General features: G+C 64.5%; 12 protein-coding genes. 6 read left to right on the plus strand and 6 right to left on the minus strand.

Annotation, left to right across the window (positions count from 1 at the left end; genetic code table 11):
* Positions 1 to 833: 833 nt before the first annotated feature.
* Positions 834 to 1,430, minus strand: a complete 597-nt coding sequence (locus tag WBP07_RS08430) for a CAP domain-containing protein (protein WP_395395478.1) — start codon at positions 1,428 to 1,430, stop codon at positions 834 to 836.
* 190 nt (positions 1,431 to 1,620) lie between these two features.
* Here WBP07_RS08430 and WBP07_RS08435 point away from each other — a divergent pair, with 190 nt between their 5' ends.
* On the plus strand, positions 1,621 to 2,025 hold the full coding sequence (locus WBP07_RS08435; RefSeq protein ID WP_395395480.1) for a YdeI/OmpD-associated family protein: 405 nt from the start codon (positions 1,621 to 1,623) through the stop codon (positions 2,023 to 2,025).
* Between the two features lie 97 nt (positions 2,026 to 2,122).
* Here the strand turns inward: WBP07_RS08435 and WBP07_RS08440 are convergent, their stop codons facing one another.
* From WBP07_RS08440 to WBP07_RS08460, 5 genes are all read right to left on the minus strand, one after another.
* Complete coding sequence (locus WBP07_RS08440) at positions 2,123 to 4,435, minus strand: TonB-dependent receptor (RefSeq protein WP_395395482.1); 2,313 nt, start codon at positions 4,433 to 4,435, stop codon at positions 2,123 to 2,125.
* A gap of 211 nt (positions 4,436 to 4,646) precedes the next feature.
* Complete coding sequence (locus WBP07_RS08445) at positions 4,647 to 7,010, minus strand: TonB-dependent receptor (RefSeq protein ID WP_395395483.1); 2,364 nt, start codon at positions 7,008 to 7,010, stop codon at positions 4,647 to 4,649.
* A 219-nt stretch (positions 7,011 to 7,229) separates the two neighbouring features.
* The gene (locus tag WBP07_RS08450) at positions 7,230 to 8,090 is read right to left on the minus strand and encodes an SDR family NAD(P)-dependent oxidoreductase (protein ID WP_395395484.1); all 861 of its coding nucleotides are present in this window, start codon (positions 8,088 to 8,090) and stop codon (positions 7,230 to 7,232) included.
* Positions 8,090 to 9,427, minus strand: coding sequence for a cytochrome P450 (locus tag WBP07_RS08455; protein ID WP_395395486.1), 1,338 nt, complete (start codon positions 9,425 to 9,427; stop codon positions 8,090 to 8,092). The genes WBP07_RS08450 and WBP07_RS08455 overlap by 1 nt, the downstream gene beginning before the upstream one ends.
* Before the next feature lie 276 nt (positions 9,428 to 9,703).
* On the minus strand, positions 9,704 to 10,039 hold the full coding sequence (locus tag WBP07_RS08460) for a 2Fe-2S iron-sulfur cluster-binding protein (RefSeq protein WP_395395487.1): 336 nt from the start codon (positions 10,037 to 10,039) through the stop codon (positions 9,704 to 9,706).
* Positions 10,040 to 10,278: 239 nt separating this feature from the next.
* Here WBP07_RS08460 and WBP07_RS08465 point away from each other — a divergent pair, with 239 nt between their 5' ends.
* The 5 genes from WBP07_RS08465 to WBP07_RS08485 are packed head-to-tail and all read left to right on the plus strand — an operon-like array spanning position 10,279 to position 16,265.
* Positions 10,279 to 11,565 carry an amidohydrolase family protein gene (locus tag WBP07_RS08465; protein WP_395395488.1) on the plus strand — a complete coding sequence of 429 codons (1,287 nt, stop codon included), beginning with the start codon at positions 10,279 to 10,281 and terminating at the stop codon, positions 11,563 to 11,565.
* 11 nt (positions 11,566 to 11,576) lie between these two features.
* Positions 11,577 to 13,004, plus strand: coding sequence for an SRPBCC family protein (locus tag WBP07_RS08470; protein WP_395395490.1), 1,428 nt, complete (start codon positions 11,577 to 11,579; stop codon positions 13,002 to 13,004).
* Positions 13,004 to 13,756, plus strand: a complete 753-nt coding sequence (locus WBP07_RS08475; protein ID WP_395395492.1) for an SDR family NAD(P)-dependent oxidoreductase — start codon at positions 13,004 to 13,006, stop codon at positions 13,754 to 13,756. The genes WBP07_RS08470 and WBP07_RS08475 overlap by 1 nt, the downstream gene beginning before the upstream one ends.
* Positions 13,753 to 14,901 carry a CaiB/BaiF CoA transferase family protein gene (locus tag WBP07_RS08480; RefSeq protein ID WP_395395493.1) on the plus strand — a complete coding sequence of 383 codons (1,149 nt, stop codon included), beginning with the start codon at positions 13,753 to 13,755 and terminating at the stop codon, positions 14,899 to 14,901. Before WBP07_RS08475 ends, WBP07_RS08480 begins: the two co-directional genes overlap by 4 nt.
* Positions 14,898 to 16,265 (plus strand): CaiB/BaiF CoA transferase family protein, encoded by a 1,368-nt coding sequence (locus WBP07_RS08485; RefSeq protein ID WP_395395494.1) that lies wholly within the window; start codon positions 14,898 to 14,900, stop codon positions 16,263 to 16,265. Before WBP07_RS08480 ends, WBP07_RS08485 begins: the two co-directional genes overlap by 4 nt.
* Positions 16,266 to 16,284 lie beyond the last annotated feature (19 nt).

Consider the following 16,284-nt stretch of genomic DNA (forward strand, 5'->3'; position numbering starts at 1 on the left):
TTGGCAGGCTCGAACCCGGCCGACACCCACTAACGGCACGTCCTTTCAATGTCAGGAATAGCCGCTTTGGGAGGCGCCGGAATGGGCCGCCTCGACTCTATCTCAGGTTCTTATTCAGCGTTTGTCGGGCTGCTCCGGCTAGCTTGCAGTCCTTCCTGGTCGCCCGACATTCCTGCTCAAGCATCTCCACAATTCTAAGTTGTTCCCGAAGAACATAATCATCGTGCCGGATGTCCGGGGACCACATGTTTCTCACGAGCGATGGGGAGTTGGCATAACGCAGACGGTCCTGCCCCGCCGAACTGGGTGGAACAACTTGAGCTGGGCGCGGAATTACAAACCCGATCGCAATGCCCACGACAAGGCATGCCGCCGGGATGGCGACTGTTCTCGTGCGGGAAAGGCGCATCATCGGCAGTTCTCCGTCCTTTCCCTGTCACCGGCTATCCGAAAGAGCGAAAGGTTGGCTGCATTTTCCAGAACGGACACGCGATCAACCACATCCACTATGTTGAAGCGTCAAGGCCTGCGATGCGGACGTTCACTGCCAGCTCCCGCCGTGATCCAAACATGCGTCGGTATCGAGTTGCCCCCTGCGTCCACCAGCCATTGGCAGCGGCAGCCATGATCACTATCCCGACTGCGAACCTGGATTTCATCGGCGCAGTGTATCCAAGTCGGGAATGACGGCAATGACGGCGCATCCCGGATTCCCTCTTCCGGATCGAAATCGTGAAAAGCATGTCCCCCATCGACGCGGGAAAGCCTTCGGCCTTCGATCTCACCCCCTGCGCTCGCACGACAACGGGTTCGAATTCGCCGCTTTGGTGGACTTACCTCGCCTTCACTCCGCTTTTCGCAGCGACATGGGTGGTCCCCACAGCGCTTACCTTCCGCGCGACAACGCGGCTGCGTGAGATTTGCGGGTCTGCGGCCGCTGCCCTGCCATAAGGGCTCTCGTTCCAGACGTTGCCCGGCGGGTCGTACCGGCACACCAGATATTCGAACTGCCCGCCTTTCGATACGGCACAGCCAACCGCCGTCGTGCCGGACCAGACCATCTGCGTGTAGTGGCCGACGCGATGGTAATCGTCCTGCCACGAACGCATGCGGCGCAGCGGAACCTTTTCACTCGCCCAGCCCGAAACCATCTCTTCGATGCGATACGCGCCGCGGGTGCCCATCCAGAGGTTCTCACCCTCCGCCCGGTTGGACGAATCGTGGCGGAACACGCCGGATGCCGCCAGCCTGTCCGCCCAATACCCGGCATCGCGGGCCAGTTCGGCGCTCCAGCGCAACGGCGCCGAGCCTACGGCTGCGCGCTCCCGGTTGTGAACGGCGAGCACAACATCCTGAAATTGAGCTTCATTTACGGCCGGCCGGGTGCTGGAGGCAACGACAGCCGCCGCAGCAAGAACGCCAAACAACATTGAAACTCCTTAATTCGCGACCTTGCGGCGCCGCTACAGCCGGAATCCTGTCATTTTTCGGAACGGGTACACCTTACCGCGCAAATCGTTAACATGAGGGCCAATGCGCCATCCGGATCGCCCAAATCCTGCACTCACGAACGGCGGAAAACGGAGATTGCGGCTGAACGGGCGGCCTTCCCGCCTTCAAATGGAAACGCGCGCTTCCTGTCATGGACATTCGGTCGCGTGGCGAGCAGGTTCGTTCTTGCAACCCACGGCTCGATCACTCGGAGATTTCGCGGTGACAACTTTCGCGCACGGCACCGTCCATCAGGCAGGCGAAGACCTGCAAGCCGCCCTGCGTGCCGACCCGGAAATCCTGCTGCTGTGGGAGAGCCTGACGCCGCTCGGCCGGAACGAGTTCATCTGCTGGGTCGATGACGCGAAGCAGGCGAAAACCCGCCAGCGCCGCATCGAGCGAACCCGCGAGGAACTGGTGGAAGGCAAGAAACGGCCTTGTTGCTGGGCCGGCTGCATCCACCGCACGGACAAGGCGCCAAGCCGGTGGCAACAGGCCGTCCTGATCGACAAGCAGAAGAAACAAGAGGCGTAACGGGCGAGGCTGACGCCCTTCACCTTCAGGCCACGACGACAAAAAAGAGGGGCCGGAGAACTTCTCCGGCCCCTCTCCTCAATCGCGTACGTCCGGATCAGAACTTGCCGGAGAACGAGGCGCCGATCACGCGCGGTTCGTTGAACACGGCGGCCATGTAGTTCTCGATCACGCCCTTCAGGTTCTTCTCGTTGGTGATGTTGCGGGCGAAAGCGGCGATCTCGTACTGGCCGCCGGGGGCCGAGTAGCCGATCTTCAGACCGCCTTCGAAGTCACCGTCGGAGTAGAACTCCTTGGTCTTGTAGAGCACGAAGTTGGTGTAGCCCTGGAACATCCAGTCGGTCGCCGCGAACAGCGATCCGCCGTTGCCCAGCGGCACGTCGTAGCGTGCGGTGACGTTGGCGGTGTACTTCGGCGCGTTGGGCAGCGGATTGCCGTCGATCTGCGCGAAGACGCCCTTGCCGGCGATCGTGATCGTCGGATCCTGCACGGTGCAGACCACCACGCCGTTCAGCGCGCAGACCTGTGCGTAGACGTTCTTGTCCTTGATCTCGGTGTGCAGCAGGCTGAGGCCCGCGGTCAGCGTCAGGTTCGGGATCGGGCGCGCTTCCAGTTCGGCTTCCATGCCGTAGGCCTCGGCCTTGTCGGCATTGAACAGCACGCCGTTGCCGTTCACGTCGTTGCCGTTCAGCTGGATGTCCTTCACCCGATAGGCAAAGCCGGACAGATTGAAGCGCACCTTGTTGTCGAACAGCTGGGTCTTGATGCCCGCTTCGCCGGAGAGGATCGTTTCCGAATCCGCCGTGGTGAAGTCCGCATTGAACACGGCCGAGCGGCCCTGAATGGTCGGCCCGCGGAAGCCCGTGGCAACGCGCGCATAGACGCTGACGTCCGGGTTCACCTTGTAGTTCAGGCTGACATCCCAGCTGGGCTTCTCATCCGACAGGCGCACGTAACGGCGGCCGGTGTAGGTCACCGCGCCGGCGGCCGTGTCCGCAGTCTTGATCAGGCGGGTCTTCTTTGTGTCGTTGGTGTAGCGGGCGCCACCGGTCAGCGTCAGACCGTCCACCAGTTCATAGCTGGCCTGCCCGAAGAAGGCCCAGCTGGTGTTGACGTTGCGCAGACGCACCCAGTTGTTGGGATTGTTGGCCGGCGGCGTCAGGAAATAGGCGCGCTGGTAGAAGTCGGTAATGTCGCGCGAATCGAACCACATCGCGCCGACCTGCCACTTGAAGCGGGTGTCGCCATTGCTGGCGAGGCGCAGTTCCTGGGTCAGCTGGTCCAGATCGCGCACATTGCCCTGCGACTGGCCGTAGCCGTTGGGCACGCCATTCACCGGGAAGTTGGTGGCCGCGCCGCCATCGGTATCGCCGCGGCTGTAGCCGGAGGTCGATTCCCACGCGGTGATCGACGTCAGCGTTACCGGGCCGAAATCCATCGCGATGCGGCTGGATGCGCCGTAGGTATCGTAAGCCTGCGGGTTGTTGTGCGCCTCGTCCAGCGCGATCTTGTCGCGCGGCTCGTCGGAAACGTCGTTCGAACCCTTGGTGAAGGCACCGCGATGGAAGATCGTGGAAGTGCCGTCATACTTGCGGGCGTGGATGCTGGTCAGCATCGAGAAACCGCTGCCGGTGGGCGCCAGCAGCAGCTGGACGCGCGCGTCGCGTTCCTCGAAACCGCCCATCGCGTCCTTCTTGGGCGAGACGGTACCGTCGGCGCTGGGGCCGCTGTAGGTATTGTCCACCCAGTCGTCACGGCGCTGGTAGAGCGCGGAAACGCGGATCGCCAACAGGTCCTGGATGATCGGGCCGCCCACGCCGCCATCGAAGGTGGCGGTGTTGTACGAGCCGTAGCTGGCGCTGGCGCGGCCGGTCCAGTGATCGGTGTTGGGCTTGATCGTATCGAACTTGATGATGCCGGCCGTGGTGTTGCGGCCGAACAGCGAACCCTGCGGGCCGCGCAGCACTTCCACCTGGTCCATGTCGAAGACCGGGTTGGACTTCAGCACGACGTGCTCCAGCACGACATCGTCCTGGATGATCGATACCGGCTGCGACGCGCCAAGGTAGAAGTCGATATTGCCAAGGCCGCGAATGTAGAAGCGCGGGAAGATGCGGCCCGTGGTGGTTTCCGCGTAGAGACCCGGAACGCGGCCCGCCAGCGCCAGCGTATCGTCACCCGCCGCCTGGAAATTGCGCAGCTGATCGCCCGATACGACGCCGACCGACACCGGCACGTCCTGCAGGTTTTCGCGGCGGCGCTCCGCCGTCACGACGATATCGCCAAGGCCCTCGGTCGCGGCGGGCGCGGCAGCATCGGCGTCCTGCGCAAGGGCAGCGTCGGCAAAGCCCAGCGAAGCAAGGCCGCAGCCGAGCAGAAGGGCGGGTCGAAGGCAGGAAATGTGTCGCACGGGTGTGTCCCTTTTGGGTTGAGCCGATGGGCGCAGCTAGAAACGGGCGATTACATTTCCGTTACAAGAACTTCACACACCAGCGTACTTAACCTGCGCAACGATGATTTCCGATTCAGCGATGCAATTAAGCAACGCTTTTCACATCCAACATGGATCGAATGACGAATTGGCGGGATTGCGACAAATGCGACGCAATCCCGCCGACAATTTAGAACTTGTAGCTGATCTCCAGCCCATAAGTGCGCGGTTCGCCCACGGCCGCGGCATTGTGACCCAGCGCGGCGGCCAGGGTCATTCCGCCCACGAAATAGGCCTTGTCGGTCAGGTTCTTGACGAAGAGCGCGGCCGAAAAGTCCGACCCCATGATGCCGCTCCAGCCCAGCCGGCCGTTCACGAGCACATAGCCCGGCAGCTTGGTGCCCGGCGCGATCGAATCCGCCGCGTTGGAGAAATACTGCGCGGTCTGCCCATAAAGGTCACCGCGTAGCGAGACTTGCCCCGCGTCCTCACCCACCGGCAGGAACACTTGCGCATAGGCAGTGCCGGAAAACTTCGGCGTATCCCCCACCGGGCCGTAGGAATAGGGCGTGCCGAACAGTTCGATATGGCCGTCCGTGAAAGTCGCCTTGGTGTAGGCGGCCGAACCGCCGATCTCCAGCCAGTCTGCCGGGCGAAGGTTGCCCTGCGCCTCGAAGCCCCAGATGCGTTCGGACGGCACATTGGCCGTCACCGCGATCGAGGAAAGGCCGCCCGGGCCGTCCGGATCGGGGAATTCCACGCGCTGCACGTCCTGCACCCACTGGATGAATACGGCGCTGGCGAAGTTGGCGGCGCGGCCGGCAATTTCGCCTGAGAACTTCACGCCGCCCTCGATATCCTGCGTATGCTCGGAACCGAACAGGTTGCCGCCATCGGTTGCCGTGGCGTTGACCGGCGGCGCGGCGCCGTTGAACCCGCCCGAGCGGAACGAGCCGCGCGTCTTGAGATAGGCGAACCACTCCGGCGTGACCTTGTACTCCAGGCCCACTTCCCAGGACGGGTCGGAGAAGGTCTTCTTCTGGTCCGGCGCCCCGTAAGTATACGTCGCCGCCGGAAGCTGCGCGATCGAGACGCGTTCCCAGGTGTAGCGCAACCCGCCGGTCAGCTTCAGGTCCGGCACCACTTCGTAGGAAACCTGGCCGTAGACGGCGTTGGTCCGGTTGCGCGTGCGGAAGTTGTTGGTGACGTAGCTGGGCGGAATGATCGGCGAGACGTCGAAATAGGTCTGCGGCCAGAGCGTGTCGCTGCGCTGGTTCTGGAAGTAGTAGCCGAAGATATAGTCCAGCTTGCCATCCATCGTATTTCCGACCAGCTGCAGCTCCTCCGACACGGAACGAACCTTGAGCTGGTTGCCGTATTCGCCGGCCGCCGCATTGGCGGTGAGGATCGTGACGAACGGTGCGCCCAGCTGCGGCTGTTCGGACCGGGTCTTGGAATCCGACCAGCCGAAGATGTTGCGCAGCGTCATATCGTCGCCGATCTCGAACTCGGTGGTGTTGGTGACGAACCAATCCTTGCCGTGGTGGCTGGCGCCGCCGGGATGGCGGGTCTTGTAGGGCCCAATGCGGCGCTGTTCGTTCACGTAATCGATCAGGCCCGGCGCATAGGCATCCGGATGGGCGGCGAGATAGGCGGCCCAAGAGCCCGCGCCGGTGATCGCGTCCAGCCCCGGCCCGAACAGCGATCCCGCCCCGCAGGTCAGTGCGAAGCCGTTGTTGGTCTGGCCGCAGGAATAGACGCTATAGGTGTAGGACGCGCCGGTGTTGGTGCCGCGCGTATTGGTATATTGCAGCATCGTGGTGTTGCTGATCGCGTCGGTGGGCTTCACCGTCAGCGTCACGCGCCCGCTGTCGCGGCGGATGTCGCCCAGCCGCTCATCGTTGAGCAAGTTGCGGATGTAACCGTCCTTGCGGATCACGTTGAAGGCGCCGCGCAGCAGGATCTTGTCCGCCAGCAGCGGCACGTTCAGCATGCCCTCGCCTTCCCACATGCTCAAATTGCCGACGCGGCCGGTAAGCGCGGCCTCCAGCTTGTCGCTGGGCTTGGCGGTATTGTAGAGCACCGCGCCGCCGGTGGCATTGCGGCCGAACAGCGTGCCCTGCGGGCCTTTCAGCACCTGCACGTTCTCAAGATCGTAGAACGAGGAAGCGCTGTTGATCGTCAGCGGCACTTCGTTGAGGTAGGCGATCACCGCCGAGGGCGATCCGGAGAAAGTATCCGCCGTCTGCCCACGGATCGAATAGGTCAGCGAGTTGTTGCCCTGCGTCTGGCGGATCGTCAGGCCCGGAGCGATGCGCTGGAGATCGGAATCGGTCTTCACCCCCCGCTCGACCAGATCGGTGGCATTGAGCGCGGTGATCGCCCCCGGCACGGTGGACAGGCTCTCGTCCCGCCGCCGCGCGGTGACAACGATATCGCCTTCGTGGATGATGACGCCGCCCGATGGGGCCGCCTGCTGCGATTGTGCATAAGCGCCATTCGCGCCCGACAGCACGGTGCCGACCGCCAGCGCGGCCTTCAGCCAGTTCCTCATGTTCCCTCTCCTCCCCGGAAGCGGCACACCACCGCTTCAAAGCCTTGGCCCCGTATTCGGGGTCTCTCAGAGTTCATTTGAAAATCCGGCGCGGCCGGATTTTACGGCACCAGCCCTCTCCCCCACCCGACCACCCATGAGCATACCCTGTCGGGTGGTCGGGTGGGGGAGAGGGCTGGTGCCGCGCCGAAAATGCCCAAAGGCATTTTCAACCAACTCTTAGCCTTCCACGCGCTCCATCGCCGCGAATGCCGCCGCGCGAGCGTCGAAAATCTGCTCCAGATGGTTGACCGGATCGCCCACGGTCACCCCGCCTTCCACCGGGATCACCGCGCCGGTCATGTGGCGCGAGCGGTCGCTGGCAAGGAACAGCGCCACTTGCGCCACGTCCTCCGGCTCGCCCCGCCGCTTGATCAGCTGGTTGGAGAGGTAGACGGCATTCACGCCCTCCTCGATCCGCGTCGCCAACCCGGAATCGGCGCCTTTCTCCCCGAACGACGACAGTTCGGTGCGCACATGGCCGGGCACGATGCAGTTCACGCGGATGCCATGCCGCGCAAGGTCGATGGCGGAAGACTTGGAGAACTGCACCAGCGCCGCCTTCGACGCGCGATAGGTCATCATCGCATGGCCCGCGAGCGTGCCCGCGATCGAGGCGTTGTTGAGGATCACGCCACCTTTTCCAGACTTCGCCATGATCCGCGCGGCATTGCGCGTGCCCAACATCGGGCCAAGCACGTTGACGCGCATCACCCGATCGAAATCCTCCAGCGTATCGTCTAGAAAGCTGGGAAACGCGCCGCAGGACATGCCCGCATTGTTGAACAGCACGTCGATACCGCCGAAGCGCGAGACGGCGAGGTCGATCATCGCCTCCACCGCCGCCGGATCGGATACGTCGGTGCGCTGATAGACCGCCGAAGCGCCCAGCCGCTGCGCCAGCGCCTCGCCCGCCTCGTCGGCGATATCGGCGATGACGACCTTGGCCCCCTCCCCCACGAACAGTTCCACGGTGGCGCGGCCGATGCCGCTCGCCCCGCCGGTGATGACGGCGACTTTGCCTGCGAGTTCATTAGCCATCAGCGTGCCTCGAAAGTGATCGGCAGCGACTCGATGGTGCGCGTGGCGACGGTGGGCGTGTAGCGGATCGCGCTTTCGGGAATGGCCAGCTTCAGGTTCTTCATCTGCCGGGAAATCTCCCGCGCGGCCACCTTCACTTCCATGCGTGCCAGCGCCAGGCCGACGCAGCGGTGCGGACCGCCGCCGAAGGCGACATGGCGGCCGAGATTGGCCCGCGTAATGTCGAACTTGCGCGGTTCCGGGAACACCGTCTCATCATCGTTGCCCGACCCGTAGACCAGCAACATGTGCGCGTGCGCCGGGATCGTGGTGCCGTTCACGGTGACTTCGCGCGTGGTCATGCGGCTGAGCGCGCGGACGGGCGGTTCGGCCCGCAGATGCTCCTCGATGAAGCGATTGAGCTGGCGGTCGTCGTCCACCACGCTCTCCAGCAGTTCGGCCATGCCGGGTCTTGTGGTCAGCACGTAGAACAAGTTGCCGATCGCGGTCGCCGTGGTGTCGTTCCCCGCGATCAGCGTCGCCCGCACCAGCGAGACGGCTTCGGCAAAGTTCAGCTTCTCCTTGCTGCCGTCCTCATTGGTGACTTCCGCGTTGACGAGGTCGGAGATCATGTCTTCCGACGGGTTCGCTTCCCGCTCTTTCATCTTCCCAATCAGGTATTGCTGCAATTCGGCGATCTGCGCGGCATTGGCCAGCATCGTCTCGCGGCTCTGCATCGCGCCGATCTGCGCGGTTACCGCGACCGACCAGCGCGAGATCTTCTCCTCCATGCCCTGGTCGAGCCCGAGCTGCTCCACGATCACGCGGATGGTCAGCGGGATGGCGATGTCCTTCACCGCATCGCACTCGCCCTCCCCGCGCGCGACGACGCCGGCAATCACATCGCGCACGACTTCGGTGATGCGCGGCTCCAGTTCCTTCACGCGGTGTGCAGTGAATGCCTGCTCCATCAAGCGGCGGATGCGCGTGTGATAGGGCGGATCGGACATGATCGCGTCGGGGAAATAGCCGCCGCCATGTTCCTCAAGATAGGCCTGGAACTCCTCACGCATGCCGCGCGCCTGTTGTTCCGAATAGCCGTGCTTGACCGAGAAAGTGACCGGATCGGACTGGATCTTCGAGATATCCTCATGCCGCGTCACCAGCCAGGAGCCGAGCCGCTCGTCATAGTGGATCGGATCGCCATGGCGCATCGCGCGGTAGAACTGGTTGGGCTGCGCCTGGATCGCGGTATCGGCCAGTGAACCGCTGTCGAGCAGCGCCTGCTCCTCCGCTGTCAGTTCCTTGCGCTCACTGACGCGATCTTCGGTTGCCCCAATTTGCGTTGACGTTGCCATCTACCTGTCCCGTGAATTGATGCGGCGATCCGCGCCGCCTCTTGTCATCTTCTATGGACCGGGTGGCGACAGCCAGCCATGCCCGCCCTCGAACCCAGGCTTGCCCCGAAGGGAAGATAGTTCGTTTGAAAATCCGGCGCCGCCGGATTTTGCGGCACCGGCCCACGCCCCCACCCGACCTCCCACGAAGTGTACCCTGTTGGGAGGTCGGGTGGGGGCGTGGGCCGGTGCCGCACGAAAATGCGCTTTCGGCGCATTTTCAAAACCATCACACTCTCAGTAGCCGGAAGCAGGCGCCACGGTCACTTCCAGCCCGTCCAGATCGTCGCTCATCTTGATCTGGCAGCCCAACCGGCTGGTGTCCTTCATGACGTCCGCCACCATGTCGAGCATGGCGAATTCGACATCATCGGGCTCGCCCACTTCGCTCCACCAGTCCTGCGCGACATAGACGTGGCAGGTGGCGCAGGCGCAGCCACCGCCGCAATCGCCCATGATCCCAGTGACCCCGCGCGCACGACCCAGCTCCATCAGGCTGACGCCCGCATCCACATCGGAAAATTCGTGCTTCACGCCGTCGATGTCGGTCATGGTGACATGAAGGTTGCCCATAAATCCGGCCCGGTCCTCTTCGTTTGATTTTCACCGGTGATGCCGCAGCCCCGAGCCCGCGCAAAGCGCTCCCCATGCCCTGCGACTTGCCCCTGCGGGAAAACCGCCACCACGAAGCGGGGCGGCGTTCCGGTACAGGACAAGCCCTCTGCCCGGCCCGTCATTTGCCGCGCCCGCCGCCGCTCCTAACCTGCAAAACGACAGCCGCGAGGATACGCGCGGCCAGCAGGAGAAAAAACGTGGGACGGACACTGATCCAGAACGCCACGATATTCGACGGGACAGGAAAGGCCGCGATCAAGGGGGACCTCGTTATCGAGGGCAACCGCGTGATGTCGGTCGGCCAACCCACGACCGCACGGCCCGATGACGTGGTGATCGACGGCACCGGCCAGTTCTGCATGCCCGGCATGGTCGAAGGCCACGCGCACCTCTCTTTCGAGAACGTCTGCGCGACCGAGGACCTGATCACCCCCTGCCCCGAAACCCAGGTGTTCACCGCCGCGCGCGGGGCCAAGGCGTTGATCGAGGCGGGATTCACTTCTGCCTACGGCGCTTCCGAAGCCAAGCTGAAACTCGCCGTCGCCGTGCGGGACGAAGTGAACGCCGGCCGCATTCCCGGCCCGCGCATCCGTGCCGGCGGCCTGGAAATCTCCGTCACCGGCGCGATGGGGGACGAAAGCAAGCTGCACAATCCGAGGCAAGGCCCCTCCGCCATCGTCGACGGCGTGGAGGAGATGCGCAAGACCGTTCGCCTCCACTGCCGCGAGGGGATCGACAACGTGAAGCTCGATGTCTCGGGCGACCCATTCTATCCCGGCACCCCTGGCCACACGACGCCGATGACGTTCGAGGAAGTGCGCGTCGCCGCCGAGACCGCCCATGCCTATGGCCGCAAGATCAACGCCCACACGCGCTCGATCGAAGGCTCCAAGCACTGCGTCCGCGCGGGCGTGGACGGCCTGTTCCACTGCGAATACGCGGACGAGGAACTGCTGGACATGATGGAGGAAGCGCGGGACCGCATCTTCGTGGTGCCCACCGTCGGCCTCTTCGCGCAGATCATGGCGGGTGAGGCTTCGGCGCACGGCCTTTCGCCCGAAGTCGGCGGGTACATGAACATCCCGGACCTGCTGGAAAACTCGCTGAAGACGCACACCGAACTGCGCAAGCGCGGCATCCGCCACCTGATCGGCGGCGACTACGGTTTCGGCTGGAGCCCGCAAGGCACGCAGGGCCGCGACCTCAAATCCTTCGTCGATTTCTACGGCTACAGCCCTGCAGAGGCGCTGGTCTGCGCCACCCGCAACGGCGGCCTCGCCATGGGATACGGCGGCGAACTCGGCACTTTGCAGCCGGGCAAGCTGGCCGACCTGATCCTGATCGACGGCGATCCGATCGCCGACATTTCCATCCTCGCCGGGCCGGAAAAGGTCTCCTTCGTGATGAAGGACGGCGTGGTCCAGAAAATCAGCCCCGCCCTCGCCGTACGCGCGAATACGCCGACGCTCGAAGCGGCGGAATAAGGAGCCTCAGAATGAACGTCGCCACCGGAACGCTGAAGCCCGGCGAAGCCCGCTGCCCCGCCGAATCCACGCAGGACATCATCGCCGCGGACCGCAATGCCGCCCCCGCCTGGGCCGCCAGCGAAAGCTATCACTACCTCGGCAGCGAGGACGTTTCCAAGGAACGCTACACCGATCCCGCCTTCGCCAAGGGCGAGTTCCAGCGGATGTGGACGCGCACCTGGCAGATGGCCTGCCGTGAGGATCACATTCCCGAAGTGGGCGACTATTACGTCTACGACATCGGCCAGTACTCGTTCGTCGTCACGCGTTGTGATGACGACGAAATCCGCGCCTACTTCAACGCCTGCCTCCATCGCGGCACCAAACTTAAGCCTTCCGGTACCGCCGGCTTCGCCGCGAACCTCAAGTGCCCATTCCACGGTTGGACCTGGAACCTCGACGGGTCGCTGAAGGAAATCCCCGAAAAGTGGGACTTCGCGCATACAGCCACCCGGAAGATGTGCCTGCCCGAAGCGCGGGTGGAAAGGCTGGGCGGCTTCGTCTGGGTCAACATGGACCCCGCCGCGCCCAGCCTTGAGGACTACCTCGGCGCAGAGGCGCTGGCCCATCTCAAGGCGTGGAAGCTGGAGGACCGCTACATCTACCTCCATGTCCAGAAGAGCTATCCGGCCAACTGGAAGCTGACGATGGAAGCCTTCATGGAGGCCTATCACGTCGGCGACACCCACCCGCAAGTCGCACCCGCCAATGGCGACGTGAACTCGCAATACGACGTCTATGGCGATCACGTGGACCGCTTCATCTCCACGCTGGGCGTGGTCAGCCCCAAGCTGCGCGACAAGTACAGCGAGGCGGACATCATCGCCAACTTCACGCTGGGCGACAGTTCCTCGCTCGGCGGCAGCAAGCCCGAGCTGAAGGCGGGCGAGCGCGCGCGGCAGGTGATGGCGGACATGTTCCGCGATATGTTCGAGACGGCGACGAACACCGATCTCAGCCACGTTTCGGACACCGAACTGCTGGATACCTACAGCTACACGTTCTTCCCGAACCTGTTCCTGTTTCCCGGCATCTCGCTGCCGATGATCTACCGCTTCCGCCCAGACGCGCGCGACCATCGCCGCACGATCTACGAAGTGATGTTCATGCGCCCCAAGCCCAAGGACGGCAGCGAGGTGGAAACGGCGGAAGTCGAAATCCTGCAAGACCACCAATCCTTCGCGGAGGCGCAGGGCATGGATCCCAGCTTCGGCCATATCCTCGATCAGGATACCGACAACCTCTACGCCCAGCAGGAAGGGCTGGAAGCCAGCGCCAAGCCGGGCCTGACCCTGGGCGACTATCAAGAAGTGCGCGTGCGCCACTTCGAACAGACCATCGACAAGTACATGGCGATGCCGCCCTATCATCCCGACGTCCAGGCGCTCCAGCGCTGATGACGTTCTCGCTTGCAGGTCGCACCGTTTTCGTGGCCGGCGCCTCCTCCGGGATCGGCGCCGGCTTCGCACGCGCCATTGCCGCCGCCGGGGGCCGCGTCGTGCTGGGCGCGCGGCGGCTGGATCGCTGCCAGGCGCTTGCCGCCGAACTGGGTAACGCGCTGGCCGTCGAACTCGACGTCACCAGCGAGGCATCTGTCGGTGCCGCTTTCGACGCAGCGGAGGCACAGTTCGGAACGATCGACGGCGTGATCTGCAACGCCGGCGTCGGCACCGGGGGCCGCTCTACCGACGTGCCTGAAGAAGGCCTGCGCCGCGTGCTCGACACCAACCTGCTCGGCGCGATGCTGGTTGCCCGCGAAGGCGCGCGGCGGCTGATCGCCGGGGGGAGCCGCGAGCATGGACGGGGCCGCGTGGTGCTGATCGGTTCGATCACTGCGCAGCAGAACGGCACCGGCGATGCCATGTATGCCGCCACCAAGGCAGGCCTCGCTCACCTCGGCCGGCAACTGGCGCGCGACTGGGTGCGGCAGGGGATCAACGTCAACACCATCCAGCCCGGCTGGATCGCCACCGAAATCAACACGGACTGGTTCGCCAGCGAGCGCGGACAGGCCGACATCGCCGCCCTGAACCGCCGCCGCCTGCTCGATGCCGAGGCGCTGACGCCCATGCTGCTCTACCTGCTTTCCGATGCCTCCGCGCAAGTGACCGGGGCGACCTTCACCATCGACGATGGGCAGTCCTTATGACGAGTAGAGGCGCCCTCGAAGGGCTGACCGTGATCGAAACCGCCGAGCGGGTCAGCGGCGAATATACCGGAAAGCTGCTGGCCGATCTTGGCGCCGAGGTCATCAAAGTCGAGCGCCCCGGCGGCGCCCCCACCCGCGCCATGGGACCGTTCGCGGCGGAGGAATCTACGCTGTTCGCGTACCTCAGCACCAACAAGAAGTCGGTCGTGCTCAACCTTGCCGACGCCGCCGACCGCGCGGTGCTGGACCGCCTGCTCGCCCGCGCCCATGCGCTGATCGACGATCACGACGCCGGGTGGTGCCGGGCCATGGGCCTGACGCCCGAAATGGTCGCCGCCGCGTATCCGAAGCTGGTCCACACGCTGGTCACACCATTCGGCCAGAGCGCGCCGGCCGAGTGGCAGGGCGCCCGCCCGATCAATGTCATCGCCGCTGGCGGCTGGGCCTATCACAGCCCCAGCGAAACACCCGCCGACAAGCCTCCGCTGAAAGGCGCGGGCCGCTTCCTGTCCGACTACGAGGCCGGGATCGATGCCGCGCTGGCCACCATGGCCTCGCTGCTGCGCCTGCGCCGCACGGGGCAAGGGCAGTTCGTCGATCTCTCCGAAGTCGAAGTGCAACTGAACCGCATCGACTGCGTGCTCGACCGTATGCTCGCGGGCGAGGCCGAACCCAGCGACGCGCGCACCGCCTACGACATGGGCGGCCCCGGCACCTCCTTCGCCTGCCGCGACGGCCACGTCTTCCTGCTGATGACCACGAAAGCGCACTGGAAAGGCCTCTGCGCGCTGATGGGCGATCCGGCCTGGGCAGACGAACTGCGCGAGGACTGGCTGGAGTTCGACTGCACTCCGCCGAACGTCGCCAGGTTCCGCGAACACTTCTCGACGTGGATCGCGCAGCAGGACAAGCACCCGATTACCGAGGCCGCGCAGAAAGCCGGTGTCGCCATGGTCCCGGTGCAGACTGCAGAGGACCTGCCGCGCCACGAACAGTTCGCCCATCGCGGGTTCTTCCAGCAGGCGATGCATCCGGCATTCGGCGCGGTGTCCTACCCGACTGCCGCCTATCGTATGAGCGCGACGCCGGCCTCGGTGCGCAAGCCCGCGCCCGGCCTCGGCGCCGATCAGGAGGCCGCCGCATGAGCGCGAGCACCAGTTCCTCCCCTGCAAGGGGAGGTGGCAGCCCGCCAGGGCTGACGGAGGGGTGTCAGGCTTTCGGCGAGGCACCCGGCCGAGAGGCGGACACCCCTCCACCACCGCTACGCGGCGGTCCCCCTCCCCTTGCAGGGGAGGATAAGCGCGCACTCCCCCACCGCACCGGCCCGCTCGCCGGCGTCCGCGTGGTCGAACTCACCAAAGTCTGGGCTGGCCCTTACGCGGGCAAGCTGCTCGCCCACCTCGGCGCGGAAGTGATCAAGATCGAATCCCGCTCCAACCTCGACGAAATGCGCGCCTATGGCGGCGTGGACATCGACGCGGCGCCCTATTTCCTCTCGATCAACCAGGAAATCCTCTCGGTTCAGGTCAACATGAAGACCACCGAGGGGCTCGACCTCGTGAAGCGCATGATCGCCAGCGCCGATATCCTGATCGACAACATCCGCCCCGGCGCAATGGAGCGGTCCGGCCTCGATTACGAAAGCCTCAAGGCGATCAAGCCGGACCTGATCCAGTGCGCGATCAAGATGTGGGGCACCAACGGGCCGCTGGGCTATCAGACCGGCTACGCCCCCTGCTTCGCGGCGCTCTCGGGCCTCACCGCGCTGGTCGGGCATGAGGGCGAGACGCCGAAGGGCATGAACATCCGCTATGGCGATTCCACGGCCGGCGCCCTCGCCGCGCTGGCCTGCGTGGCGGCGCTCCACCACCGCGAGAGCACCGGAGAAGGCCAGTTCATCGACCTGTCGGCCGTGGAAGCGATGACCAGCCTGGTGGGAGACAGCCTCTTCGCCGCCAGCGTGACGGGAGTCGTTCCGCAAGCCGATGGCAACTTCCATCCGGAGATGTGTCCGCACGGCTTCTACGCCTGCTCGGACGAAGGCTGGACAAGTATCGCCGTGGCGAACGAGGCAGAATGGCGCGCCCTCTGCCACGGTCTCGACGCCCCTGCCCTTGCCGCCGATCCGCGCTTTGCCAGCCTCTCGGAACGGCTGGCCCATCGCCACGAACTCGACGCCGAACTCGCAGCGATCACCCGCTCGCACGATGCCGCAGACCTTGCCGAAAAGCTCAGAAATGCGGGCGTTCCCGCATTCAAGGCGATGAGTTCGATGGACCTCTGCTCGGACGCCTTCCTCTGGCAGCGCGAGGCGTTCCGGATGGTCAGCGACCATCGCAATGGCACTCGCCCGATCATCGGTCCGTCATGGCGGATCAGCCCCGACGGCCCCACCGTCGAACGCGGCGCTCCGCTGCTTGGGGAGCACAACAGCTACGTCTATCGCGAGCTTCTGGGCTTGTCCGAAAGCGAAATGGACGATCTGATCGCGCGCAAGGTGATCGACTGAAATCGATCCAACACCACGC

The organism is Novosphingobium oxfordense, assembly GCF_044029435.1.
In the GTDB taxonomy this organism is placed as follows: Bacteria; Pseudomonadota; Alphaproteobacteria; order Sphingomonadales; family Sphingomonadaceae; genus Novosphingobium.

Excerpts from the sequence above, each read along its gene's own strand:
- WBP07_RS08430 (WP_395395478.1), bottom strand. The coding sequence starts at position 1,430 with ATGTTGTTTGGCGTTCTTGCTGCGGCGGCTGTCGTTGCCTCCAGCACC.
- WBP07_RS08435 (WP_395395480.1), top strand. The coding sequence starts at position 1,621 with ATGGAAACGCGCGCTTCCTGTCATGGACATTCGGTCGCGTGGCGAGCA.
- WBP07_RS08445 (WP_395395483.1), bottom strand. The coding sequence starts at position 7,010 with ATGAGGAACTGGCTGAAGGCCGCGCTGGCGGTCGGCACCGTGCTGTCG.
- WBP07_RS08450 (WP_395395484.1), bottom strand. The coding sequence starts at position 8,090 with ATGGCTAATGAACTCGCAGGCAAAGTCGCCGTCATCACCGGCGGGGCG.
- WBP07_RS08455 (WP_395395486.1), bottom strand. The coding sequence starts at position 9,427 with ATGGCAACGTCAACGCAAATTGGGGCAACCGAAGATCGCGTCAGTGAG.
- WBP07_RS08460 (WP_395395487.1), bottom strand. The coding sequence starts at position 10,039 with ATGGGCAACCTTCATGTCACCATGACCGACATCGACGGCGTGAAGCAC.
- WBP07_RS08470 (WP_395395490.1), top strand. The coding sequence starts at position 11,577 with ATGAACGTCGCCACCGGAACGCTGAAGCCCGGCGAAGCCCGCTGCCCC.
- WBP07_RS08475 (WP_395395492.1), top strand. The coding sequence starts at position 13,004 with ATGACGTTCTCGCTTGCAGGTCGCACCGTTTTCGTGGCCGGCGCCTCC.
- WBP07_RS08480 (WP_395395493.1), top strand. The coding sequence starts at position 13,753 with ATGACGAGTAGAGGCGCCCTCGAAGGGCTGACCGTGATCGAAACCGCC.
- WBP07_RS08485 (WP_395395494.1), top strand. The coding sequence starts at position 14,898 with ATGAGCGCGAGCACCAGTTCCTCCCCTGCAAGGGGAGGTGGCAGCCCG.